29 protein-coding genes are annotated in these 21,491 nt (G+C 64.6%); 19 read left to right on the top strand and 10 right to left on the bottom strand.

The genetic code is table 11. The annotated features are described in order from the left end of the window. The first annotated feature begins 95 nt into the window (after positions 1-95). Entirely contained in the window at positions 96-773 is a 678-nt protein-coding gene (locus Q0L25_RS17015; protein WP_296616341.1) for a response regulator transcription factor, read from the top strand. Further along, complete coding sequence (locus Q0L25_RS17010) at positions 770-2,125, top strand: sensor histidine kinase (RefSeq protein ID WP_296616340.1); 1,356 nt, start codon at positions 770-772, stop codon at positions 2,123-2,125. The genes Q0L25_RS17015 and Q0L25_RS17010 overlap by 4 nt, the downstream gene beginning before the upstream one ends. 50 nt (positions 2,126-2,175) lie before the next feature. Here the strand turns inward: Q0L25_RS17010 and Q0L25_RS17005 are convergent, their stop codons facing one another. After that, positions 2,176-3,072, bottom strand: a complete 897-nt coding sequence (locus tag Q0L25_RS17005) for a phytanoyl-CoA dioxygenase family protein (RefSeq protein ID WP_296616339.1) — start codon at positions 3,070-3,072, stop codon at positions 2,176-2,178. A gap of 512 nt (positions 3,073-3,584) precedes the next feature. Here Q0L25_RS17005 and Q0L25_RS17000 point away from each other — a divergent pair. Together Q0L25_RS17000 and Q0L25_RS16995 are read left to right on the top strand one after the other, a co-directional pair. Beyond that, positions 3,585-5,504: a ribonucleoside-diphosphate reductase subunit alpha gene (locus Q0L25_RS17000; protein WP_296616337.1), complete on the top strand. Its 1,920-nt coding sequence runs from the start codon at positions 3,585-3,587 to the stop codon at positions 5,502-5,504. A 120-nt stretch (positions 5,505-5,624) separates the two neighbouring features. Continuing rightward, the gene (locus Q0L25_RS16995; protein ID WP_296616335.1) at positions 5,625-6,032 is read left to right on the top strand and encodes an endonuclease domain-containing protein; all 408 of its coding nucleotides are present in this window, start codon (positions 5,625-5,627) and stop codon (positions 6,030-6,032) included. 77 nt (positions 6,033-6,109) lie between these two features. Here the strand turns inward: Q0L25_RS16995 and Q0L25_RS16990 are convergent, their stop codons facing one another. Together Q0L25_RS16990 and Q0L25_RS16985 are read right to left on the bottom strand one after the other, a co-directional pair. Next, entirely contained in the window at positions 6,110-6,376 is a 267-nt protein-coding gene (locus tag Q0L25_RS16990; RefSeq protein WP_296616334.1) for a DUF2171 domain-containing protein, read from the bottom strand. Positions 6,377-6,462: 86 nt separating this feature from the next. Beyond that, positions 6,463-6,705: a DUF2171 domain-containing protein gene (locus Q0L25_RS16985; protein WP_296616333.1), complete on the bottom strand. Its 243-nt coding sequence runs from the start codon at positions 6,703-6,705 to the stop codon at positions 6,463-6,465. Positions 6,706-6,824: 119 nt separating this feature from the next. On the opposite strand from Q0L25_RS16985, the gene Q0L25_RS16980 reads away from it, so the two are divergent. The 11 genes from Q0L25_RS16980 (at position 6,825) to Q0L25_RS16930 (ending at position 13,690) form a co-directional block, all read left to right on the top strand. Continuing rightward, the gene (locus Q0L25_RS16980; protein WP_157082378.1) at positions 6,825-7,019 is read left to right on the top strand and encodes a hypothetical protein; all 195 of its coding nucleotides are present in this window, start codon (positions 6,825-6,827) and stop codon (positions 7,017-7,019) included. Further along, positions 7,016-7,522, top strand: coding sequence for a hypothetical protein (locus tag Q0L25_RS16975; protein WP_296616330.1), 507 nt, complete (start codon positions 7,016-7,018; stop codon positions 7,520-7,522). The genes Q0L25_RS16980 and Q0L25_RS16975 overlap by 4 nt, the downstream gene beginning before the upstream one ends. Beyond that, a complete protein-coding gene (locus Q0L25_RS16970; RefSeq protein ID WP_296616328.1) occupies positions 7,522-7,779 on the top strand; it encodes a hypothetical protein in 258 nt (85 codons plus the stop codon). Before Q0L25_RS16975 ends, Q0L25_RS16970 begins: the two co-directional genes overlap by 1 nt. A gap of 14 nt (positions 7,780-7,793) precedes the next feature. Then, the gene (locus Q0L25_RS16965) at positions 7,794-8,852 is read left to right on the top strand and encodes a ribonucleotide-diphosphate reductase subunit beta (RefSeq protein ID WP_296616327.1); all 1,059 of its coding nucleotides are present in this window, start codon (positions 7,794-7,796) and stop codon (positions 8,850-8,852) included. A gap of 164 nt (positions 8,853-9,016) precedes the next feature. Continuing rightward, positions 9,017-9,949: a hypothetical protein gene (locus Q0L25_RS16960; RefSeq protein WP_296616325.1), complete on the top strand. Its 933-nt coding sequence runs from the start codon at positions 9,017-9,019 to the stop codon at positions 9,947-9,949. A 128-nt stretch (positions 9,950-10,077) separates the two neighbouring features. Continuing rightward, on the top strand, positions 10,078-10,512 hold the full coding sequence (locus Q0L25_RS16955; RefSeq protein ID WP_296616323.1) for a DUF1330 domain-containing protein: 435 nt from the start codon (positions 10,078-10,080) through the stop codon (positions 10,510-10,512). A 57-nt stretch (positions 10,513-10,569) separates the two neighbouring features. Continuing rightward, on the top strand, positions 10,570-11,082 hold the full coding sequence (locus tag Q0L25_RS16950) for a nuclear transport factor 2 family protein (protein ID WP_296616321.1): 513 nt from the start codon (positions 10,570-10,572) through the stop codon (positions 11,080-11,082). 76 nt (positions 11,083-11,158) lie between these two features. Continuing rightward, complete coding sequence (locus tag Q0L25_RS16945; protein WP_296616319.1) at positions 11,159-11,962, top strand: hypothetical protein; 804 nt, start codon at positions 11,159-11,161, stop codon at positions 11,960-11,962. A gap of 197 nt (positions 11,963-12,159) precedes the next feature. Then, complete coding sequence (locus Q0L25_RS16940) at positions 12,160-12,417, top strand: YjhX family toxin (RefSeq protein ID WP_296616317.1); 258 nt, start codon at positions 12,160-12,162, stop codon at positions 12,415-12,417. A gap of 274 nt (positions 12,418-12,691) precedes the next feature. Continuing rightward, positions 12,692-13,093, top strand: coding sequence for a nuclear transport factor 2 family protein (locus Q0L25_RS16935; RefSeq protein ID WP_296616315.1), 402 nt, complete (start codon positions 12,692-12,694; stop codon positions 13,091-13,093). A gap of 81 nt (positions 13,094-13,174) precedes the next feature. Continuing rightward, the gene (locus Q0L25_RS16930) at positions 13,175-13,690 is read left to right on the top strand and encodes a CHRD domain-containing protein (protein WP_296616313.1); all 516 of its coding nucleotides are present in this window, start codon (positions 13,175-13,177) and stop codon (positions 13,688-13,690) included. A 195-nt stretch (positions 13,691-13,885) separates the two neighbouring features. Here Q0L25_RS16930 and Q0L25_RS16925 read toward each other — a convergent pair whose 3' ends face one another. Further along, a complete protein-coding gene (locus Q0L25_RS16925; protein WP_296616311.1) occupies positions 13,886-14,350 on the bottom strand; it encodes a cytochrome c in 465 nt (154 codons plus the stop codon). 117 nt (positions 14,351-14,467) lie between these two features. Between Q0L25_RS16925 and Q0L25_RS16920 the strand changes: the two genes are divergently transcribed. After that, positions 14,468-14,668, top strand: a complete 201-nt coding sequence (locus Q0L25_RS16920) for a hypothetical protein (protein WP_296616310.1) — start codon at positions 14,468-14,470, stop codon at positions 14,666-14,668. A 170-nt stretch (positions 14,669-14,838) separates the two neighbouring features. Here the strand turns inward: Q0L25_RS16920 and Q0L25_RS16915 are convergent, their stop codons facing one another. From Q0L25_RS16915 to Q0L25_RS16890, 6 genes are all read right to left on the bottom strand, one after another. Further along, on the bottom strand, positions 14,839-15,174 hold the full coding sequence (locus Q0L25_RS16915) for a DMT family protein (RefSeq protein ID WP_066590750.1): 336 nt from the start codon (positions 15,172-15,174) through the stop codon (positions 14,839-14,841). 18 nt (positions 15,175-15,192) lie between these two features. Further along, positions 15,193-16,140, bottom strand: a complete 948-nt coding sequence (locus tag Q0L25_RS16910) for an MliC family protein (protein WP_296616308.1) — start codon at positions 16,138-16,140, stop codon at positions 15,193-15,195. A 68-nt stretch (positions 16,141-16,208) separates the two neighbouring features. After that, entirely contained in the window at positions 16,209-16,619 is a 411-nt protein-coding gene (locus tag Q0L25_RS16905) for a biopolymer transporter ExbD (protein ID WP_296616307.1), read from the bottom strand. 274 nt (positions 16,620-16,893) lie between these two features. Further along, positions 16,894-17,487, bottom strand: a complete 594-nt coding sequence (locus Q0L25_RS16900; RefSeq protein ID WP_296616306.1) for a YdeI family protein — start codon at positions 17,485-17,487, stop codon at positions 16,894-16,896. Between the two features lie 76 nt (positions 17,488-17,563). Then, the gene (locus Q0L25_RS16895) at positions 17,564-17,893 is read right to left on the bottom strand and encodes a DNA primase (protein WP_066590763.1); all 330 of its coding nucleotides are present in this window, start codon (positions 17,891-17,893) and stop codon (positions 17,564-17,566) included. 79 nt (positions 17,894-17,972) lie between these two features. Next, on the bottom strand, positions 17,973-19,202 hold the full coding sequence (locus Q0L25_RS16890) for a multidrug effflux MFS transporter (RefSeq protein WP_296616304.1): 1,230 nt from the start codon (positions 19,200-19,202) through the stop codon (positions 17,973-17,975). A gap of 160 nt (positions 19,203-19,362) precedes the next feature. Here Q0L25_RS16890 and Q0L25_RS16885 point away from each other — a divergent pair, with 160 nt between their 5' ends. The 3 genes from Q0L25_RS16885 (at position 19,363) to Q0L25_RS16875 (ending at position 21,460) form a co-directional block, all read left to right on the top strand. After that, a complete protein-coding gene (locus tag Q0L25_RS16885) occupies positions 19,363-19,725 on the top strand; it encodes a DUF3597 domain-containing protein (RefSeq protein ID WP_296616302.1) in 363 nt (120 codons plus the stop codon). 65 nt (positions 19,726-19,790) lie between these two features. Further along, a complete protein-coding gene (locus Q0L25_RS16880; protein ID WP_296616300.1) occupies positions 19,791-20,300 on the top strand; it encodes a hypothetical protein in 510 nt (169 codons plus the stop codon). A gap of 206 nt (positions 20,301-20,506) precedes the next feature. Continuing rightward, the gene (locus Q0L25_RS16875) at positions 20,507-21,460 is read left to right on the top strand and encodes a 2-oxoglutarate and iron-dependent oxygenase domain-containing protein (RefSeq protein WP_296616298.1); all 954 of its coding nucleotides are present in this window, start codon (positions 20,507-20,509) and stop codon (positions 21,458-21,460) included. Positions 21,461-21,491: the final 31 nt, after the last annotated feature.

Genomic DNA, 21,491 nt, shown 5'->3' with positions numbered 1-21,491 from the left:
CCGAGTCGTAGCGATACGTCGACACGCTCCGCTGAACCCCGGCGTTCAGTTTCGGTTTAAGCGGGTGGCGTAGCTCCGCCGGCGAAAGGAAGACGATGCGTATCCTGCTGGTCGAGGACGATGCCGATCTGGCCGCCGCGATCCTGCGCGCGCTGAGAGCGGAGAATTTCGCCGTCGATCACGCGACGAACGGCGAAGATGGCGCGCATCTCGGCGATACCGGCCAATATGACGCAGCGGTGCTCGACCTCGGCCTGCCGGTCAAATCGGGGATCGCCGTGCTCAACGAATGGCGCGCCGCGGGCCGTGCTCTGCCCGTGTTGATCCTGACCGCGCGCGACGGCTGGTCCGACAAGGTCGAGGGCTTCCGCGCCGGCGCCGACGATTATCTGACGAAGCCGTTCCGCGTCGAGGAACTGGTGATGCGGCTGCGTGCGCTCGCCCGCCGCGCCGCCGGGCACGCCGCGCCGCGCGTCGTATGCGGTCCGCTCAGCTATGACGCGCAGACCGGCCAGTTCGAGCTCGACGGACTGCCGCTCCGCCTGACGGCGCTCGAATGGCGCGTCCTGTCGGCGCTGATCCTGCGCAAGGAAAGCGTCATCGAGCGGCTCGACCTGCTCGACCGCGTCTATGAGAATGACGCCGATCCCGATTCGAACTCGCTCGAGGTGATCATCGCACGGTTGCGGCGCAAGATCGGGCGCGACTTGATCGAGACGGTGCGCGGACGCGGCTATCGTCTGACCGCCGATGCGCCGACGGCACTGCAATGAGGCTGCTGCCACGATCGATCCGCGGGCGGCTGCTCGCGCTCTCCGCCATCGCCACCCTGATCGCATTGATCGTCGCCGGCGTCGCTATCGGCAGTATCCTCGAACGCTTCGTCGTCCACGGAGCCGATCAGCGGCTGGATAATGAAGGCTTCGTGCTCGCCAGCCTGGTGACGCGCGACGGCGCGATCGATCGGACCCGCGCCGCCGAGATCGAGGCCGGATTCGCGCCCGGCGACGTCTGGCGGATCGATACACCGAGCGGTTCGCTGTCGCGCGGCGGGCTAGGCCCGTTGACCAAGGCGATGCTCGATCGGCTACCGCCCCCCCACCTTCGCCCCGATCGCAGGCACGATCGCGATGCATCGCCCTGGCGGCCGTTCGACAGCGACCTGATCGACGGCGAGCCGGTCCATGGCCGCTGGCGCACCGTGCTGACCGATGCCGGGCCCGCAACGGTCGCGGTCGCGACGCCGCGCGAGACGATCACACGGCCGATCCTGGGGGCGATGGCGCCGCTGATCCTGTCGTTGCTGGCGCTGGGCGTGCTGCTTGCCATAGCGACCCTGATCCAGTTGCGCCTCGGCCTGCGCCCGCTCGACCGGTTACGCGACGATATCGCGGCGGTGCGCAATGGCCGCGCCGAGCGGCTGCCGGAGGACCAGCCCGCCGAACTCGCCCCGCTCGCCGGCGAGCTCAACGCGCTGGTCGCCGATAACCAGGCAGCGCTCGCCGCGGCGCGGGGGAGCGCTGCCAATCTCGCACACGGCCTGAAGACGCCGATCGCGACTTTGGCCTTGGTCGTCGGCGAAGCCGGGCGCGACCCCGACGGACGCCTCGCGGCGCTGGTGGCGCGGCTCGACGCGACGGTGCGGCATCACCTCGGGCGTGCGCGCGCCAGTATCGCGAGCGAGCGCGTGGTGACCCCGGTCATCGCGGTAGCCGAGGGTCTCGCCACGGCCTTGCGTCGCATCCATGCCGAGCGCGGCGTCGTGATCGACGTCGCGGTTCCGCCCGAACTGACGGTTGCGGTCGACCGCACCGACCTGGACGAGATGATCGGCAATCTGGCCGACAACGCCATGCGATGGGCGCGGTCGCGCGTCGTGATCGGTGCCCGGGCGGCGTCCGGCTCGGCGATCGTCACGATCGAGGACGATGGCCCTGGCATTCCGGCGGTCGAGCGGGATCGGGCACTGGCCAAGGGCGCCCGGCTCGACGAGCGCGGCGAAGGGCATGGTTTCGGGCTGGCGATCGCACATGAACTGGCGATTCTCTATGGCGGCGACCTGACCCTGGGCGACGCGCCCGACGGCGGCCTGACCGCGACGCTCACCTTGCCGCTTGCACGCTAGCGTTCGTCGCGGTGCCTCAGCGAAGCTGCAAACGACCCTAAGCCGAAACCCTACAACCAGGGCCGCTGGTCGGGCCAGTGCATCGGATAATGGTTCACATATTGCGCCAGCCGAGGGCGGTCGCTGCGGTTCGCGCTGGCGCCGTGAGGGATTTCGTGGCGCCAGATCACGAGGTCGCCCGCCCCCGCCGGCACGGTTACCGCCTCCGCCGAGAGGTCGACGGTGCGCGGATCGGCGCCGTTCAGGCTCGCGATCCAGCCATCGGCCAGGCGATGGTGGAAGCCCGGCACCACCTGCAACGCCCCCTGATCGGCGGCGGTATCGGTCAGATAGAGGATCGCCTGCGTCTCGAACGCGATCGGCGGTGTCAGATTGCCGTCCCAATGCAGATGCGGGCCGGGAAAGGTGTAGCCGGAGCCGATTGGCGGATTGAAGCTCAGCCGGTCGGTCGACACGATCAGGTCGGCATGGCCGTAGAGCTGGGCGAAACCCTTCGCCATGCGCGCGGAGCGGCGCGGCACGTCCATCGCCGGATGCTGGAAATGCTGGATCATGATGCCGTTGGTGCGCGGCCCGTACCAGGTCGCGGGATCGCCCGGGTTGGCATCAAGGATCGCCCAGAGATGATCCGCGATCGCCGCTGCCTCGTCGCGGGTGATGGCCTCGCGCAGTACGACCACGCCGTCGCGATCCCATCGCGTCAGGTCGTCGGCATCGAACACCGGCGGCATTGCCATCACCGTGGCCTGGCGCTCAAGCTCCTCGGCCGGCGGCTCGGCACTGTCATACCAGGCGGTGTAGCGCGCCAAGCGCGCCGGGTCGGGAGCGCCCACGGTCGCTTCGATCCACGCCAGGAACGTAGACCAATCGGGCCGCTCCCGCCCCAGCATCGACATCGCCTGTTCAAGGCCCAGACCCAGCGTATCGAGCAACGAGCGAGCAGGCACGGGGCGCTCGTCGCCCGGCGAATCGAGCCGCGTCGCGAGCGACCATAACCCCCGGAGTCCGCGAATCTCATCAAATGGAGCGACCGACTCAACCATGACTCGACCCGACCACAACCGGTTGATACGGTCCAGCCGTCGACCACAATATTTTTGTGTGTTCCGTGTTCGTTCCCTTGCCTTCGCGGAAGCCCGCGGAAACCCGCGCGTCGCGGCGAATGGACCGGATCGGACCTTCCGTGAGTCGAGTCAAAATAGCGACGAATTGAGTCATGAAATCGTCATTTAGCATATTGCGTCCGACGCCGGATGGGCACAATCTGTTGTAGTTCGGTTCGGGGGCGACCCAAGCACTGGTGGAAATCCAGTCGCGATCCTATATCGCGGCAGGACCCTGCTCGTGCCTTTTGAACAGGCTGTGGACTATTTTTGTTCTCGCCTGTCGAGCCCGGATGATAAGGTGGGGGTTCGTTCCCCCGAGTCGACATGTGCGAGCGGAAAAGCAGGGGCGAGAGATGGATTTCAGAGACACCGAAGGAACGGGCGAGAACATGGCGACCGATGCGATCGAGGCGGCTGCGGCGGCGGTGCAGGCGAATGCGGCACCCAAAGCGAAGAAGCGCGATTCGAGGTCGATCGCGAAGCCGTATCCGGTCGAGGTCGACCATTCGCGCGACGACCTCCTCACCGATTTCGGCAAGGACACGCTCAACGACCGCTATCTGCTGCCGGGCGAATCGTATCAGGATCTCTTTGTCCGCGTGGCGTCGGCCTATGCCGATGACGGCGCGCACGCCCAGCGCCTCTACGACTATATCTCGAAGCTGTGGTTCATGCCGGCGACGCCGGTATTGTCGAACGGCGGCACCGGCCGCGGTCTTCCGATCTCGTGCTTCCTCAACTCAGTGCCCGACAGCCTCAACGGCATCGTCGACACCTGGAACGAGAATGTCTGGCTCGCCTCGCGTGGCGGCGGCATCGGCACCTATTGGGGCAATGTCCGCGGCATCGGCGAGCCGGTCGGCCTGAACGGCAAGACCAGCGGCATCATCCCGTTCGTCCGCGTGATGGACAGCCTGACGCTGGCGATCAGCCAGGGCTCGCTGCGCCGCGGCTCGGCCGCCTGCTATCTCGACATTTCGCACCCCGAGATCGAGGAATTCCTCGAGATCCGCAAACCGTCGGGCGACTTCAACCGCAAGGCACTCAACCTGCACCATGGCGTGCTGATTCCCGACGCCTTCATGGAAGCGGTCCGCGACGGCAAGGAATGGGCACTGGTCTCGCCCAAGGACGGCAGCGAGCGCGGCCGGGTCGATGCGCGCGCGTTGTTCCAGAAGCTGGTCGAGACCCGTCTCGCCACCGGCGAGCCGTACATCATCTTCGCCGATCACGTGAACTCGTCAATGCCCAAGCATCATCGCGACCTGGGCTTGAAGGTCTCGACCTCCAACCTGTGCTCGGAAATCACCCTGCCGACCGGCAAAGACCATCTCGGCAACGATCGCACCGCGGTGTGCTGCCTCAGCTCGCTCAACCTCGAGACCTGGGACCAGTGGCACAAGGAAGAGCGGTTCATCGAGGACATCATGCGGTTCCTCGACAATGTGCTGCAGGATTATATCGACCGCGCCGAGCCCGGCATGGAGCGCGCCGCTTATTCGGCGATGCGCGAGCGGTCGGTCGGCCTGGGCGTGATGGGCTTCCATTCGTTCCTCCAGGCGCGCGGCCTGCCGTTCGAAGGCGCGATGGCGAAGTCGTGGAACATGAAGATGTTCAAGCAGATCCGCGCGCAGGTCGACGCCGCGTCGATGGCGCTGGCGGTCGAGCGCGGCCCCTGCCCCGACGCCGCCGACATGGGCGTGATGGAGCGGTTCAGCTGCAAGATGGCGATCGCGCCGACCGCGTCGATCTCGATCATCTGCGGCGGCACCAGCGCGTGCATCGAACCGATCCCGGCGAACATCTACACGCACAAGACGCTGTCCGGGTCGTTCTCGGTCAAGAACCCGTATCTCGAGAAGATCTTCATCGAGAAGTCGAAGAACAGCGACGCGGTGTGGAACTCGATCCTCGAGCGCGGCGGCTCGGTCCAGCATCTCGACTTCCTGACCCAGGAAGAGAAGGACTGCTACAAGACCAGCTTCGAGATCGACCAGCGCTGGCTGATCGAGCTCCAGGCCGACCGCACGCCCTATATCGACCAGTCGACCAGCCTCAACCTGTTCATCCCGGCCGATGTCGAGAAGTGGGACCTGTTGATGCTCCACTTCCGCGCCTGGGAATTGGGCGTGAAGTCGCTTTACTACCTCCGCTCGAAATCGGTGCAGCGCGCCGGCTTCGCGGGCGGGGTCGAAGCCGACAACACGATCGAGGCGCCCAAGTTCGAGCTGGGCGAAACGACGGATTACGATGAATGCCTGGCGTGCCAGTGAGGTGATATAGGAGAAACACCCTCACCCTTCCGCGGCTACGCCGCTCCCTCCCTCTCCCAATGGGAGAGGGAAGGGGCCCGCGAGCCGAAGGCGAGTGGGAAGGGTGAGGGTGACAGCAGCATGCGCCTTTACGCAGATCAGCCATCGGGAACCGTGAACCGACTTCGCGCTCTGCGTCGCAATGCGACGGAGGCCGAGAAGCGGCTGGAACGTGCGTTGAAGGAAGCGTTTCCGGGAATGAAGTGGCGTTTCCAGGCGCCGATCGGCCCCTATGCGGCGGACTTTCTCTGCTTCGCGCAAAAAGTTGTGATCGAAGTCGATGGCGGCCAGCATGCGGAGGCCGAGGAATACGACGCTCGTCGTACGCGCTTCATCGAGAGCGAAGGCTATCGCGTGCTGCGCTTCTGGAACAATGAGGTTCTGGAAAATACCGACGGCGTGATCGAGGCGATTGACGCTTCCCTTTCCCACTGGGAGAGGGAGGGAGGCGCGAAGCGCCGGAAGGGTGAGGGTGACCAACTCTCATGAGCCGCCTCACCCTCACCCTTCCCGTCGCTAACGCGACGGGCCCCTTCCCTCTCCCAAAGGGAGAGGGAGTTATCGACTCAACTCTGCTCTTCTTCCTCGAAGGTCACGGCGACGTCGGCATTGGCGCTCAACCGCACCTTGTCGCCTTCGATGTCGGCGATCAGGCCCTTGGAGATGTAATGGTGGTGCCTGGCATGGCTGCCCTGCCCTTCCGCGACATCCGCGCCCGAATCCTTCTTGGTCAGCTTGATGCGGTCGCCCTCGACATGGTCGACGGTACCGACATGGACGCCGTCGGCGCCGATGACTTCCATATGTTCCTTGATCTGGCTGAGGTCGGTCATGAACATGCTCCTGTGATGGTTGGCGGAATGGTTACGCGGGCAGAACGCACGACTCCGGAGATGGTCGCATGACCCCCACCGGAGTTCTAGACCTCTTCGTCCTCGAACGTCACGGCCACGTCGGCATTGGCGCTGAGACGTACGGTGTCGCCTTCGATCTCGGCGATCAGGCCGGCCGGGGTGAAGTGCGGGCGCTCGCCTTCCTCGCCGCGGACGCCGGTCGGGCGCAGCTTGATGCTGTGATGGGTAACGCCATCGACGGTGCCCACCGCGACGCCGTCGGCGCCGATCACGGCCATGCCGGCGCGGATGTTGTTCAACTGGCTCATTCTTGTTTCTCCTCTGGTCGAATGATGACTGGAACCCGGACTAGGTGGAGCGCGGCCTGCGCGGCATCCGGGATTTCCCGCATCCCCGGCGCACGTGCTTCGGCGGCAAGGAGCGCGGCATGAATCGCGCGCCGCTGATCATGTATACGGTGGCCGGTGCCGCGGCTGCGGGCGGGATCTTCGTCCTGACTCGACGTGCGGCGAGCGAAGGCGCGGTCTATGCCCGCCGCATCGGCGCGACGATGCTGTTCGCGCTCACCGCGATCCTGACCGTGTTCGCCACCGCGATGGCGAGCTGGAGCGCGGGCCAATGAGCGATCGCGACTATATCGCCTGGTCGCTGCTGGCCGCGGGCGGCTTCGCTTTGCTGTTGGCCGTATTTGGTCGTTTCGGCACAAAATCCCTGCGGTCTCCTTGGGAGCGTCGGCGCGACCAACTTGAACTCCAACTCGGCGATCAATTGGGGCTCCGTCATGGTGCCGAAGCGGGCAGGCTTGAGGACACAATTGCTCGCCTCGATGCCTTTGCCGCGCGGCATCCTCGCCTCGGCGGCGCACTCCTCGTTCTCGACCGTGCCCGTCTGACGGCGGCCGTTCTCGGAACGGGGTTCCTTGGCGTGGGTCTCTGGTCCGATAGAATTGGAACGGGCAGCGGCAAAGTGTCAGCGTTCGAATTTCTCGTCCCCATTTTGCTCGCTGGGGCATTGATCGAATCGATCCCGCCTTATGGACCAGGCACGCGCGGCTTGCTGGTCCTTTTGGGATTGATGGCCGCTTTCGCCATCCCGCTGGGCGTTATCAGCTGGTGGGTACCGTAATGAACGGCGCCGTTCTCCTCTCCGTGATCTCTTTGGTCTGCGTCACCGACCTGACGATCGCCATCTATTTTCTGCGCCGGGCCAACCGGGCGGACAGCATCGTCGGTGCCGCCCCCCAGACCGGCGCCATCAATTCCGAAGGCGCGCGCCGCTTCGCACGCGTCCTGTTCATCACCACACCCGCCTTGTGGCTCATCGTCGCTCTTCTGTCGTTCGGGATCATCCCCGTCGGCAACATCACCCCAATCACATTCTAGTCCGGAGTCCCGCTATGCCTCTTCTCGACGCCCGCAAGACCTACAAGCCCTTCGAGTATCCCTGGGCGTATGAATATTGGAAGCGCCAGCAGCAACTCCACTGGCTGCCCGAGGAAGTGCCGCTGGGCGAGGATTGCCGCGACTGGGCGCAGAAGCTGTCGGACCACGAGCGCAACCTGCTGACCCAGATCTTCCGCTTCTTCACCCAGGCGGACGTCGAGGTGCAGGATTGCTACCACGAGAAATACGGCCGCGTGTTCAAGCCGACCGAGATCAAGATGATGCTGACGGCGTTCAGCAACATGGAGACGGTGCACATCGCGGCGTACAGCCACCTGCTCGACACGATCGGCATGCCGGAGAGCGAATACGGCATGTTCCTCGAATATGCCGAGATGAAGGACAAGCACGATTATCTGCAGAAGTTCGGCGTCGACAACGATCAGGACATCGCGCGCACGCTCGCCATGTTCGGCGGCTTTACCGAGGGCGTGCAGCTGTTCGCCAGCTTCGCGATGCTGATGAACTTCCCGCGGTTCAACAAGATGAAGGGCATGGGCCAGATCGTGTCCTGGTCGGTGCGCGACGAGAGCCTGCATTGCGAAGGCATCATCCGCCTGTTCCACGCCTTCGTGAAGGAACGCGACTGCCTGACCAAATCGGTGCGCGACGACATTGCCGACCAGTGCCAGACCACGATCCGGCTGGAGGATGCGTTCATCGATCTCGCGTTCGAACAGGGCCCGGTCAACGGCATGGCGCCCAAGGAGATCAAGAAGTACATCCGCTACATCGCCGACTGGCGCCTGGGCCAGCTCGGCATGAAGCCGATCTACATGATCGACGAACATCCCCTGCCCTGGCTGACCCCGCTGTTGAACGGCGTCGAGCACGCCAACTTCTTCGAGACGCGCGCGACGGAATATTCGAAGGCGGCGACGCGTGGTCAGTGGAACGACGTGTGGGATTCGTTCGACAAGCGGCAGAAGGCGAAGGCCGGGCCGGCGGCGAACGAGGATGCCGGGAGCGGCGAAGGGGATATGTTCGATAAGGCTGGAATTGCGGCGGAGTAAGGCGCGCCGGGCGCGGGATTAGCGCAAGCTAATCCCGGCCTTGAGGCGCGCCCGGCCGGCGGCGCTCAAGCGCCGACCGACGAAGTCGCGGGCTTTGCCCGCGGCCGGAACGTATTTGTTCTTATCAATCTGTAACCTAATCTAGACGCGCTGAGGCGACGTTATTGGACCCGAGCAAGAAGAATCAGACCAAGCGTCACCACTGGTGGCCAGAATGTGTCTCCGGACATTGGGCAGATGCAAATGGTGGTGTGCATTGGTTGCTGCCGAATGGAGAGGTGAGAAAGGCCCGCCCCCAAAGCTTCGGAGTAATAGGCAATGGACATCTCATCAAATTGGGACATGACGACCAGCCGAGCCCAGTGGACCAGAATTATGAGGGCGAATTCCAACTCGCCGACGATGCCTTCCCGTATCTTATTTCTTGGCTCAATAACCTTGATCGCGCTGGCCCGCCATTCGAGGCGCCCCGCAATTCCCGCATCGTAGCACAGCCCGCAACAGACGATCAGATGGCGACACTCGTCAAATGTGTCGTCTCACTAGCTGTTCGTAGCCCGATGCATCGAGAGCAAGCGGTGGCACTCGCGGAACACCTCCGTGGACCCTTGCCCGAACGAGAGCGCAACACGCTGATCGGGCTAAACATGCGCTATTCATATCGGGATGCCGTCAAACGGTTACGAGGAAGAGGTAAAGCGATGATCATCTACTCTCCGGAAAGGGAGTTGATCTTCGGGGATGGATTTTTCCACAACATCCTCCCGCCAACGCCACACTTACTGAATCCCAAGATTTTGGCACCGATCACGCCTTGGTTGGCGATACTGTACACCCAACCTATGACATATCGCATTGACCCGAAATTGGCCACGCTAACGATCAATCGGGAAGAAGCAGATGCGCTAAACTTTGCTGTCCAAGTTTACGCGAAGAATCATCTTTTCTACCGGTCGGAAAAGCCGGCGATGGTCGATGCCTACACCCAAGGTAAGCATCTGTTGTTCGCTGACGACAAAAATGCCGTGGATACATTGATTCACGAAATCCCGGGGGTCGGCCCACGCGATACGTCGTTAGATTTCATCCGGGATTAGCCCAACCCCCAAGACATAGGCCTCGGAGCCGGGGGCTGGTAGCGCAGTCCTACGCTGTCACGCCGCGGGTTACGGTGACAGGGTACCAAATCACCGAAAGAACCTCACAGTGCTGCCAGGAGAGCCCGATGACCGAAGCCCATATCGACCCTACTCGCGAGCAGTTCGACGCCTTCAAGGCGCTCCCCCGCAACGCGCCAATCGCGATGCTCAACCTTGTCCGCTATCGCGAGCGTGCCGCCTATCCCGACGGCCATGACTGCGCCGCGCTCGGGCTGACCGGTGCCGAGGCCTATGCCCGCTATGGCGCCGAAAGCGGGCCGATCTTCCGCCGCGTTGGCGGCAATGTCATCTGGTCGGGCGCGCCGCAGCTCGTGCTGACCGGGCCGGCGGACGAGGCTTGGGATACCACTTTCGTCGCGCTCTACCCTTCGGCCCACGCCTTTCTCGAGATGGTGACCGACCCCGCCTATCGCCTCGCCGTCGTCCACCGCCAGGCGGCGGTCGCGACCAGCCGGCTGATCCGCTGCGCGCCGCGCGAGGCCGGCGCCGGGTTTGCTTGACGCTCGCCGCTTCGGCCTCTAGGTGTATTATATAAACAATACACAAAGGGTGTCCCGATGCCGCTGCTCCTCGCGCTCACCTTGCAGGCCGCCTCTGCCCCCGCCGTTGCGATCCCGACCGGACGCGATCTGCGCACGGCGGTCGCCGCTGCCGACGCCGCGTTGTTCAAGACCTTCTTCGAGGAATGCGAGCCCGCCAAGCTCGACGCGATGCTGACGCCCGATTTCGAGATGTACCATGACCGCGACGGCGTGGTGGCGCGCGACGGCAAGGCGATGGTGGCGCTTTATACGAAGCAATGCGAGGCGAAGAAGGCGCCCGATGCGTGGCGCAGCCGGCGCGAACTCGTCGCGGACTCGCTCAACGTCGAGCCGGTGCCCGGATTCGGCGCGATCGAGGAAGGCAACCATGTCTTTTACGAACGCAAAGGCGACGGCCCTGAGAAACTGGTCGGCCGCGCGCATTTCGTCCAGCTGTGGCAAATGACGTCGAGCGGCTGGCGGCTGTCGCGCGTCCTCAGCTATTCGCACCGCGCGGCCGGTGCGACGCCCGAGGCCGCAAAACCGTAAAATTGTCATATCCTTCCAATGCGCTGCGCCCGCTGCGGCCGTAGCAAGGCGGATCGTCCGTTTCCGGAGTATCCGCATGATCCGTCGCCTCGCCGCCCTGTCGCTACTCGCCGCCGCCCCCGCGCTCGCTCAGGTCACGCCATCCGGCGCCCCGGTCGGCCCCAATGCCGGTGCGGTGTCCGGCCAGGGAACGCTGAGCGATCATGACGGCAATCAAGGCACCTGGCGCGTCGAAGGAGTCCTGAGCCAGGGCAATTTCACCGGCACCGGCACGGTGGAGATCGCCGGCCAGACGGTCACCGGACCGCTCGCCAAGGGACAATCCTATCTCGAAAACGGCAAATGCTATTTCGAGATCGAGCAGGGGCGCAGCCACGTGCATCTCGGCGGGCCGTGCACCACCACGGCGATTGCCGGCCTGTTGGGCGGCTTCGTCGCTGGCACCGAATATGGCACGGTCAATGGCACGATGAGCGGCACGCTACGCTTCGGCCGCGCGGGCGCCGCGGCCGCGGCAGCAAAGTCGACCGGTTCGGGTGTCCTGCCGACGCGAAAGCTGACCTGCGCCTTCATGGACCGCGTCGGCGGCAATGTTGCCGGCGACATGCCCGATTACCAACTGCATTATTCGGCGATGGTCACGCTGACCCTGTCCCCGGCCGGACGCTATGCCACCAAAGTCGGCGGCGGGGCCTTCGTGCGGGAGGGCGACGCGGTTCGCTTGACCGGTGGGCCGTTCGCCGGCGCGGTCGGGCGACTGCAGGCCGACCGATCGGGCGAACCGGCGGTCTATTTCGAGCGCGCCGAGAACCGCCGCGCCGACGGCAGCTTCATCATCGATCCCGGCCGCACTGCCTGCACCGTCGCCCGGGGCGGCTGAACCCATATCTTGACCCGCGGCGCGGTCTGCGACAGATTCCGCCGCGTTCGCCACCCTTGAGGGAAGCATGAAGGAAATTGTCGCCCGCTGACCTGACGGCCCCGGCCTTGCCGGAGGCGCCGTCGTCATGCGCTTTGCCCGCCGGGACGCACCGGACGGGCGGCGCGGTCGTTTCTCGACTGACGGGCACAATCCACGTGAACATTTCCAAATACGAACAGCGCGTGCTGCACGCGCTCGCGCAGGGCGGCGCGATCCATCACCGCCGCGATAGTCAGGGCCGGATCGTCGAGGCGATCTGCTTCACTCGCGAAGGCCATGTGCTGGCGGACGGCACGTTGCCGATATTCCGCAAGCTCAAGCGGCGGGGGCTGATCTTCAGCTCAGGTGGGCAGCCGTACCGGATCAGCCGGCTCGGGCTGGCGGCGGTGAGGAGCCAGTTGGATAATCGGTAGCATAATTCCTCCCCGGAACGGGGAGGGGGGCCAAGACGCGTAGCGGCTTGGTGGAGGGGGCCTGCGACCAAAGAGCAACAAGCCAAGAGGCTAGTACGTAGAGGACCCCCTCCACCACTCGCTACGCGAGCGGTCCCCCTCCCCGTACCGGGGAGGAATTTGGTTGCCCCAACTTGCTCGCTGCAGTTTCGCGCCGCTCTCGACCAGTCGAGTCCGTCCTATCGCCCCAGGCATCGCGGCCCTATCGTCTCACCCAACCCGGGGAGGGAAAACCATGTCAGCCAATGTCGAGTTGATCCGCGCCATCTATGATGCCTTCGCCGCAGGCGACGTACCCGGCATCCTGGGGCGGATGGATCCAGCCATCGAATGGCATGAGGCGGAGAATTTCCCTTATGCCGACAACAGTCCGTATATCGGCCCCGAAGCCGTCGCGCAGGGCGTGTTCCTGCGTTGCGCGACCGAATGGGACGGGTTCGGCGTCCAGGTCGACGAGATCGTCGATGGCGGCGATACGGTGATCGCGCTCGGCCGCTATGTCGGCACCTACAAGGCGACCGGCAAGACGCAGCATACCCAGATGGCGCATGTCTGGCGCATCGCCGGTGGACGCGCGATTGGGTTCCAGCAATATGCCGACACGCTGGCGGTCGCGCGCGTCACCGGCGCCGTCTGACCGCTTCATCCTGGGGCAAGCTTGCCTGAGGTAACCCGCCGCGAGCGCGTGGGCCGTGCTCGTCCGCCAATAGAGGATTCGATGCGTTTCACTCCCCTGATTGTCCTGACCGCGGTCGCCGCCGTCGCGATCGCCACCCCCGCCGCCGCCAAGACCGAGAGTTTCCGCGCGACGCTGGACGGCACCGCGATCCCGACGACCACCGGATCGCCCGCGCACGGCAAGGTGACGGTCAAGGTCGACACCAAGTCGCAACGCGTCTCGGTCGAGCTCGACGTGCAGGGGATCACGCTCGACCAGCTCAACGACGCCCTGGTCGCCAAGCCGATCGGCCCGGTCCATTTCCACCAATATCGCAGCGCCGACGATGTCGAGGCGGTGCTGCCCGTGCCCTATGGCGCCAATTACCGCGCGACCAAGGACGGGTTCCACGTGTCGATGCGCGACTATTCCTATGCCGAGGGCGCGAAGCTGCTCAACGATCAGGATACATTCGAGGAATTCGTCGACGCGCTGAACGCCGGCAAGATCGTGATCAACGTCCACACCGACAAATTCCCGGACGGCGAGATCAGCGGCAAGGTGTTGCCCAACTGACGCCTATGGCGCGTTGAGCCGTCGGAGTTTCATCGATCAGAGGGCGCGGGAGGCCGCATCCCCCCGGTGCAAGCCGTCCCGCGCCGCGCCGATCAACCCGTTGGATGACCTGGCGAACTGCCGGCTATCATGCCGCAGCGACGTTGCTACGGCTTGTAAATTTTGGACACGTGTTGCGACGACGGGGCGTCGGCCTTACCCCTTGGGCTTGTCCGCCACGCGATATTTGTCGTGGCAGGCCGAGCACGCACCGCGCACCACGCCCCATTGCACCGCGAAGCCCGGCTGATCGCCTGCCTTGGCGATATCGGCGAGCTTGCCGGCCTCGGCCGCCAAGTTCGCGGCGGCCGCCTCGAACCCGGCGCGGTCGCTCCACACCGTCGGCAGTGCCTTGGTCGTGCCGCCGTCGCTGCCGGCGGGGAACAGCCCGGGCAAGGAGCGCGCCCAGGCGGCGATCGCCCCGGCGGCGAAGGCCTGGGTCTTCACGTCGCCCTTGGCGTCGATCACTCCTTTCATCCCGCCAAAGGCCGCGCCCTGGAGTTTGAACCCGGCTTGCCGCGCCGCAATCAGTTGATCCGCATCGTCGCGCCGCGTCGCCGCCGCCGCGGTCAACACGCTTGCCGCCATCACCAGCACCAGTGCCGACATCGTCCTGGTCATCGCGCCTCTCCCTTGGTTGAACCGGCGCGATGCTATGACCGCGCGAGCGATCGGGCAATCCCGCCGTTAACCGGCTTTGCGGGGCGCGCGTTAACCGCGTCGGGCTATCGTCGGGCGATGATCTCGACCAAAATCTTTCGCAGCCGGTGGGCGGCCTTGTTCTGGGCGGGCGGGATCATCTGGACGGCCTATGACGTCGCGAGCGCCAATGCGCCCGACCCGGTGAGCAACAACAGCGCGGCCGCCGAGACCGACGCGACCGGTACCGCGGTCGACAATGGCGACTTGGCGGTGCTCGCCAACGCGATGGGAAATTAGGGCCTGGCCCGACGGCAACGTCGCCGTCTTCTCATCGTCACCCCGGACTTGTTCCGGGGTCCAATCCTCCCCAACGGAATCCAGCCGTTGTTGCACGTTGGATGCCGGAACAAGTCCGGCATGACGGCGGTGGGCGGTGGGCGGGAGCGGTGCAGCCGTGTGGCGCTCCGCTACTTCCCCGCGAACAGGAAAGCGACCGCACCGACCAGGCAAAGGAACGCGCCGAGATGGCGCCAGCCGAGCGGCTCGCCCAGCACGGTCACCATGAACACGCCGAACACGGTAAGCGCGATCGCTTCCTGCGTGACCTTGAGCTGCCCGCCCGACCAGCCGGCGGCATAGCCGATGCGGTTGGCGGGCACCGCCAGACAATATTCGAACAGGGCGATGCCCCAGCTGATCGCGATCACGATCCAAAGCGGCTTGTCCATGCCGCCCTTCAAATGCCAGTACCACGCGATCGTCATGAAACAATTGGACAGCGCGAGCAGGGCAACCGTCCACATGCCGGTCGATCTCTTTCGTTAGCGAATGACGGTGCATGCGATGGGCGGCTGGCCCGGCGTCGTCAAGGTCGCCGCATCGCCTTTGCCGCGCAGTTCGTACCGACCCTTCTTGTACCAGATACCCGAGGCGGGCTTCTGCCCATCGAGCGTCGCCACGATGCGGCCATTGCGCGCGATCGCGGCAGTGTCGGCACTGTTGTCGAACCGCACCGCGAATTTGGTCCCGTCCATGCAGCGATAACGCGCGCTGACCACCGGCGGCGTGCCGTTCGTATCGCCGGCGTCGGTTCCGCTATCCGCACCCGGCTTCGCGCCGCCTTTGCCGGGGGCCGGCTTCAGGTCGATCGAATAGATATGCCATTTGCGCTGCTCGGGCGTCGACCCGTCGACGACGGTGCGGCGCAGGACGACCGTGCCGGTCTGATAGTCCGGCCGGCCGTCCTTGAACCGAGCATAGATCTGCACGGGGACCGAGACGTAACGGCTTCCCGCAGCACCTTCGATCTCGCCGGGACCGCCGATATTGGCATGATATTCCTTGTATTTGGCAAAGCTGCCCGCGAACGCGGCCGGGCTCATTTTGCTGTCGGCGCCGCCATTGCCCCACAAGGCGCGGGCCGCGGCATATTTGCCGCCCTCTATGCTGGCGAAATAGATCTGGACGACGTTCGCCGCGCCCTGTGCGCTGTCGGGGGTGAACTTGCCTTCCGAAACCGGAGTCCTGTCATCAGGCAGCCCGCCCGGCTGGCCCGGCTCGGCGGGCGCCAGCGGCCGTTCGTCGGCGGTCGCGGGCGGTGTCGCGCCGTTGGTCGCGACCTGGGTCGCATTGTCGACTTGATTATAGGTGCTGATGTCCCCCTGCGCGCGGTCGGCGGCATCGTTGATATCGACTTCGCTATTGCCGGTGGTGGTGGGCTGCGAACAGGCGGCAAGGCACAGGAACGGAACAAGCAAAACGGCGCGCACGATGGAACCCCCGGGGCAGTACGGTTGTAGGGCGTGTGAACGTTCCTCCACCCGTGTCGTTCCCCCGATCAAAAGACCTGCTTGAACTGATCGTTGCCGACGAACCCCAGCCGCGTGACGCCGGCGCGCTTCACCGTCGCCAGCACGCGATCGAACGTTTCATAGCGCGCGGCGGCGTCGGCGCGGATGGTCAAGGTCGCGTCCTTGTCGGCCATCGTCGCCACCAGTTGATCGGGCAACGCGCTTTCCGCGATCGTGACGCCGTCCAGACTGAGCGCGCCCGACGCCGCGATCTCCAGCCGGTGCGTCTTGTCGGGCGACACCGGATGGCCGGGTCCGCTCGGCAAGTCGACCGCCACCTTGTGCGTGGCGATCGGCAGAGTGAGGATCATCATGATCAGCAGGACGAGCAAAACATCGATCAGCGGCGTGATGTTCATCTCGGCGATCGGTTGGGAATAGGCGGTACGGCTGGCCATGAGCATTCTCCCATTCTGATACGTGATAACGTATCACATCAAATGGGAAGGGCAAGCTTACTGCTAAGGAAACGACCTCCGGAAGCTCCCCTCCCTGCTTGCAGGGAGGGGCTGGGGGTGGGTGCGCGCGTCTGCGCGCTTTCAGACACGCATCCGCCGATCGCCAAAACAGCACCGGACGAGGCATCGAGCCTCGCCCGTCGCTAAACCCACCCCTTGATCCCCTCCCTGCAAGCAGGGAGGGGAAATCTGAACGTCGACCTCGCCGGCCCCCTCAGCAATTCTCGTATTTCCAGTTGAGCTTCTTGCCCTCACGGATCTGCTCAATCGTCAGCGCGACCCGCTTGGCTCGCGTTTCGTTGCGCTTGGCGCCGGCCACCCATTCGCAATATTCGCGGCGGCAGCTCGGCGGAAAGGCGTTCCAATTCGCCGCCGCCTGCTCGTCTCCCGCCAGCGCTTCCGCGAGCGCGGGAGGCACCTCGGCCTCTGGCTTGCTGCCGCGCGCCGGCCGCTTCGGCTTTTCGCCCGCGTCGATCCTGGCCAGGGCCTGGTCGAGCCGATCGAGCAACAGCGCGTCGGGCGGCAATTTCGCGACATCGGTCAGGCGGCCATATTGCCCCATCGCGTCGCCTTCCTTGCCGGTGGCGAGGCCCAACCGATCCCAGAAACCGAACGCGGCATGTTCCTTGAACGCCGCCATATTGGCGAGCGGCGTGCCCTTATAGGTAAAGAACGGCATACTCCATTTGATCGTTTCCTCGACCGCTGGAGCATGGCCGTGGATCAGATCGCGCAGATGCGTGAGGATCGGCTTCGCGAAGTCGTTCTTACTCGCGATATAGGCATCGACGCGCGGGTCTCTCGGCATCGCCTCCCCTCCTCATCAGGTCGAGGCGGAAGTCTAGGGTCCCGCGCGGAGCGACGTCAACGCCGGCCGGATGTCCTCAAGGATTGAGCGCCTCGTCGTCGGCATCGGACAGTTCGTCATCGTCGGAATCACCGTCATCGAACTCGTCCTGGACTTCGTCCTCGTCGATATCGCCCTCGGCCATGTCGGCGTCGTCATCTTCCTCACCGACATCATCGGCGGACATCTCGACATCGTCATCCTCCGGCTCGTCGCCGAGATCGGGATCGAGGTCGGTCAGGATCGTGCCGTCGGTCGGTCCGTCGCGTGTCGCTTCCAGGATTTCGGCGCGCTGGCTTTCGTCATAGCCCTCTTCGTCATATCCGTCGTCGCCCGACCCCTGGCCCGGTACCTGATATCCGCCCATTTTCGTCTCCATGACATAAGGGTGCAGACCCTTAGGAAGCGAACGGCGACGCGGCCTTCGGGTTCCGTCGGGCGTCGCACTAAGCCGGGCGGAACAGGCGACCGCGCTCGACGATTGCCGCCAACACCAATGCTACCACTCCGGCGGCCAGGAAGCCAAGGTGTAACGGGGTAGTGGTCCCGTCGAACGCCATGCCGATCAGGCCGCCGATCGCGGCGCCGCCGGTGGTGACGACAAAGCCCTGCAGGCTCGACGCCGTTCCGGCGATCTCGCCCATGTTCATCATCGCCATCGCCGAACAGTTCGACGCGGCAAGTCCAAAGCACGCCATCGTCACCGCCTGGAGCGCGACGAACGTCCACAGATTCTCCAGGCCGAGATGGCTGATCACCAGGCTGGCCGACGCCGCCAGGATCAGCACGACCATCGCACCATGCGAGATGCGGCGCATGCCGAGCCACATCACGATCCGCGAATTGAGCAGATTGCCGCACGCCATCGTCACCGCGCAGGCGGCGAAGATCAGACCCAGCCGCTTGGGCTGATGGAACACTTTCTCGACGATCGGCTGGATGCTGGTGATATAGCCGAACAGCGCGCCTTGCAGCCCGATCACCGCCGCAGCATAGCCGACCGACAGACGATCCTGCAGCGTGCGTTTCCAATTGCTCAGGAGCAGCTTCGCTTCCAGCGGCACGCGGCGTTCCGGCGGCAATGTCTCTGGCATGCGCGCCACGAACCACAGGACGACGACCACGCTGACGATCGCGATCATGTTGAAGATCAGCCGCCACGATCCCATCAGCAGGATGAACTGCCCGATGCTCGGCGCGATGATCGGAAAGATCATGAACGTCATCACCGCCAGGCTGCTGACCCGCGCCATCGCGCGGCCCGAATAGCAATCGCGGATCAGCGCGATCGTCACCACTCGCGTCGCGGCGATCGCCACCCCCGCGCACACGCGCGAAATGAGCAACAGGTCGAAGCTCTTGGCCATCGCGCAGACCAGGTTCATCAGGATGTACAGCACCATCGACCCGACCAGCACCGGCCGCCGACCATAGCGGTCTGCCAGCGGGCCGTGGATCAGCTGCGCCGCGCCGAATCCGCCCGAGAACATCACGATCACGAGCGGCAGATCGCGCGCGACGACATTCAGGTCCTGGCCGATGTCGGGCAGCGCGGGCAGCATCGTGTCGATGCCGAGCGCGCCCAGCGCCATCAGCACGGCGATCAGCGCGACGAACTCCACGAAGTGGATCGGCGACGAGGATTCGGCGCGAGAAGGATCCCCAGGTTGCGGCATCCCGCCCCAATGCCCCAGCCGCGCGAACAAATCAGCCCCGAAAAAATTATGTCACGTAACCGGAACAGGCTGACGCTACCGGACCGGTCACGGCCATTGCCGGTCGTGGGCGCAGGACCTAAGCCTGTGCCATCCGGGGTGGATACGTGAGGAGAATAGCATGAGCATCTTCGGTACGATCAAGGACGCCATTTTCGGCTCGGCCGCACCCGCGCCCGCGCCGGCCCCCGCTCCCGCTCCCGCGGAGGCAGCGGCCCCGCCGCCTCCCCCTCCTCCCCCGCCGGCGAAGTTGAGCGAGGATCAGATCTACGCGGTGCTCGAAAAGCACGCCCAAGCTCGGGGCGAACCGCTCAATTACAAGGAATCGATCGTCGACCTGATGAAGGCGATCGGCCAAGATTCGAGCCTCGACGCACGCAAGCAACTCGCGACCGAACTCGGCTATACGGGCGACCAGAACGACACCGCGACGATGAACATCTGGCTCCATCAGAAGACGATGGACAAATTGATGAACGGCTGACGAGGAGCACTTGCCATGGCGGGCCTCCGGTGTATTATTCAGATAATTCACTCTGGGAGCCCGCCATGCTTCGTTTGATACCTCTCGCCGCCGCCGCATTGGCACTCACCGCCTGTGGCGACCACGACGACAACAGCACCTCGATCAGCTTCAGCGGCAACAGCTCGGATGGCGCCGTGTCCGGCGGGATCGACAGTTCGGGCAACCTCAAGATCGACGCCAACGGCTTCAAGGCCGATCTGAAGCTGCCAAAATTCGCGGTCGACGCCAATAATTTCGAGATGAACGGGGTCCACCTCTATCCCGGCTCGACGATCAGCTCGATCAACGTCAATGGCGGCGACGGCGAAGACGGGGGCAAGGATCCCGGCAAGGTCCGCGTCACCTTCACCAGCCCAGCCACCGCCGCGACGGTGCGCGACTGGCTCAAGGAGCGGCTGGGCAAGGCCGGCTTCACGCTGTCGGCCGACGGCACCGGCCTGAGCGGCAAGACCGACGACGGCAAGCCGTTCGCGCTCAAGCTCAGCGACCAGGGCGCGAACAAGTCGAGCGGCACGATCGACATGGGTGGGTGACGCCGAAATACCCGTCACCACAGCGCAAGAGCATCGGGTTGAGCATGCCCCGCAGGCTCAAGGATCGTCCGGGGGACGATCCGACCCGATGCTGGTCTCAAGAGGCTTGAGGGACGCCCGTGGCACGAGACCCCAGCTTGCGCTGGGGTGACGGACGAGTGGCGAGGGTCTATCATCCCCTTTTCGAGAATTCCGGACGATAGAAAATGCTAGATACCCCCTCCGCCCAGGTCCCGACCCTCAGCCTCGCCGATGAAGCGCGCGATCCCGCCGCCTTCGCCGCCGCGTTCGGCGGGTCGTTCGAACGCTTCGGCTTCGCGATCGTCGCCGATCATGGAATTTCACTGCCGCTGATCCAGCGCGCCTGGCGCCTGACCGAGGAATTGTTCGCGCTGCCCGAGGAGGAAAAGCGCGGCTATTACGACAAGGCGTGGGGCGGCCAGCGCGGCTATACGCCGTTCAAGACCGAGATCGCCAAGGACGCCAAGCACGTCGACCTGAAGGAATTCTGGCATGTCGGCCGCGACCTGCCCGCGGGCCATCCCGCCGCCGCGACGATGATGCCCAATGTCTGGCCCTCGCGCCCGGCCGATTTCCAGGAAGCGCTGACCGATCTGTGGAACGCCTTCGACCGCGCGGGATTGCGCCTGCTCTCGGCGATCGCGCGCCATTTGAAGCTCTCGCCCGATTATTTCGACACAGTGGTCGATCACGGCAATTCGATCCTGCGGCTGCTTCATTATCCGCCGATCCCTGCCGATGCCGAGGGCGTCCGAGCGGGGGCGCATGAGGACATCAACCTGATCACCTTGCTCCTCGGCGCCGAGGAAGCCGGGCTCGAACTGCTCGACCGCGACGGCAAGTGGCTGGCGATCCGTCCGCCCGAAGGCGCGATGGTGGTCAATGTCGGCGACATGCTGCAGCGGTTGACCAACAATGTCCTGCCGTCGACCACGCACCGCGTCGTCAATCCGCCGCCCGAACGTCGCGGTTTCTCGCGCTATTCGATGCCGTTCTTCCTGCATCCCAATCCCGAATTCCTGATAGAGACGCTGCCGGGCTGCATCAGCGCGGACAATCCGAACCGTTATCCGACGCCGATCACCGCGCACGATTATCTGCACGAGCGTTTGGTCGAAATTGGCCTCGTGAAAGCCTGATCGTTTCGTGCTAGAAGCCAGCGTGTAACGG

Origin of the sequence: Sphingomonas sp., assembly GCF_024508665.1 — a bacterium.
Lineage (GTDB): Bacteria > Pseudomonadota > Alphaproteobacteria > Sphingomonadales > Sphingomonadaceae > Sphingomonas.
The sequence above is the reverse complement of the archived record's forward strand: the minus strand, read 5'-3'. Positions and strand labels throughout refer to the sequence as shown.

Excerpts from the sequence above, each read along its gene's own strand:
- Q0L25_RS17015 (WP_296616341.1), top strand. The coding sequence starts at position 96 with ATGCGTATCCTGCTGGTCGAGGACGATGCCGATCTGGCCGCCGCGATC.
- Q0L25_RS17010 (WP_296616340.1), top strand. The coding sequence starts at position 770 with ATGAGGCTGCTGCCACGATCGATCCGCGGGCGGCTGCTCGCGCTCTCC.
- Q0L25_RS17000 (WP_296616337.1), top strand. The coding sequence starts at position 3,585 with ATGGATTTCAGAGACACCGAAGGAACGGGCGAGAACATGGCGACCGAT.
- Q0L25_RS16995 (WP_296616335.1), top strand. The coding sequence starts at position 5,625 with ATGCGCCTTTACGCAGATCAGCCATCGGGAACCGTGAACCGACTTCGC.
- Q0L25_RS16990 (WP_296616334.1), bottom strand. The coding sequence starts at position 6,376 with ATGACCGACCTCAGCCAGATCAAGGAACATATGGAAGTCATCGGCGCC.
- Q0L25_RS16985 (WP_296616333.1), bottom strand. The coding sequence starts at position 6,705 with ATGAGCCAGTTGAACAACATCCGCGCCGGCATGGCCGTGATCGGCGCC.
- Q0L25_RS16980 (WP_157082378.1), top strand. The coding sequence starts at position 6,825 with ATGAATCGCGCGCCGCTGATCATGTATACGGTGGCCGGTGCCGCGGCT.
- Q0L25_RS16975 (WP_296616330.1), top strand. The coding sequence starts at position 7,016 with ATGAGCGATCGCGACTATATCGCCTGGTCGCTGCTGGCCGCGGGCGGC.
- Q0L25_RS16970 (WP_296616328.1), top strand. The coding sequence starts at position 7,522 with ATGAACGGCGCCGTTCTCCTCTCCGTGATCTCTTTGGTCTGCGTCACC.
- Q0L25_RS16965 (WP_296616327.1), top strand. The coding sequence starts at position 7,794 with ATGCCTCTTCTCGACGCCCGCAAGACCTACAAGCCCTTCGAGTATCCC.
- Q0L25_RS16955 (WP_296616323.1), top strand. The coding sequence starts at position 10,078 with ATGACCGAAGCCCATATCGACCCTACTCGCGAGCAGTTCGACGCCTTC.
- Q0L25_RS16950 (WP_296616321.1), top strand. The coding sequence starts at position 10,570 with ATGCCGCTGCTCCTCGCGCTCACCTTGCAGGCCGCCTCTGCCCCCGCC.
- Q0L25_RS16945 (WP_296616319.1), top strand. The coding sequence starts at position 11,159 with ATGATCCGTCGCCTCGCCGCCCTGTCGCTACTCGCCGCCGCCCCCGCG.
- Q0L25_RS16935 (WP_296616315.1), top strand. The coding sequence starts at position 12,692 with ATGTCAGCCAATGTCGAGTTGATCCGCGCCATCTATGATGCCTTCGCC.
- Q0L25_RS16930 (WP_296616313.1), top strand. The coding sequence starts at position 13,175 with ATGCGTTTCACTCCCCTGATTGTCCTGACCGCGGTCGCCGCCGTCGCG.
- Q0L25_RS16925 (WP_296616311.1), bottom strand. The coding sequence starts at position 14,350 with ATGACCAGGACGATGTCGGCACTGGTGCTGGTGATGGCGGCAAGCGTG.
- Q0L25_RS16920 (WP_296616310.1), top strand. The coding sequence starts at position 14,468 with ATGATCTCGACCAAAATCTTTCGCAGCCGGTGGGCGGCCTTGTTCTGG.
- Q0L25_RS16915 (WP_066590750.1), bottom strand. The coding sequence starts at position 15,174 with ATGTGGACGGTTGCCCTGCTCGCGCTGTCCAATTGTTTCATGACGATC.
- Q0L25_RS16905 (WP_296616307.1), bottom strand. The coding sequence starts at position 16,619 with ATGGCCAGCCGTACCGCCTATTCCCAACCGATCGCCGAGATGAACATC.
- Q0L25_RS16900 (WP_296616306.1), bottom strand. The coding sequence starts at position 17,487 with ATGCCGAGAGACCCGCGCGTCGATGCCTATATCGCGAGTAAGAACGAC.
- Q0L25_RS16895 (WP_066590763.1), bottom strand. The coding sequence starts at position 17,893 with ATGGGCGGATATCAGGTACCGGGCCAGGGGTCGGGCGACGACGGATAT.
- Q0L25_RS16890 (WP_296616304.1), bottom strand. The coding sequence starts at position 19,202 with ATGCCGCAACCTGGGGATCCTTCTCGCGCCGAATCCTCGTCGCCGATC.
- Q0L25_RS16885 (WP_296616302.1), top strand. The coding sequence starts at position 19,363 with ATGAGCATCTTCGGTACGATCAAGGACGCCATTTTCGGCTCGGCCGCA.
- Q0L25_RS16880 (WP_296616300.1), top strand. The coding sequence starts at position 19,791 with ATGCTTCGTTTGATACCTCTCGCCGCCGCCGCATTGGCACTCACCGCC.
- Q0L25_RS16875 (WP_296616298.1), top strand. The coding sequence starts at position 20,507 with ATGCTAGATACCCCCTCCGCCCAGGTCCCGACCCTCAGCCTCGCCGAT.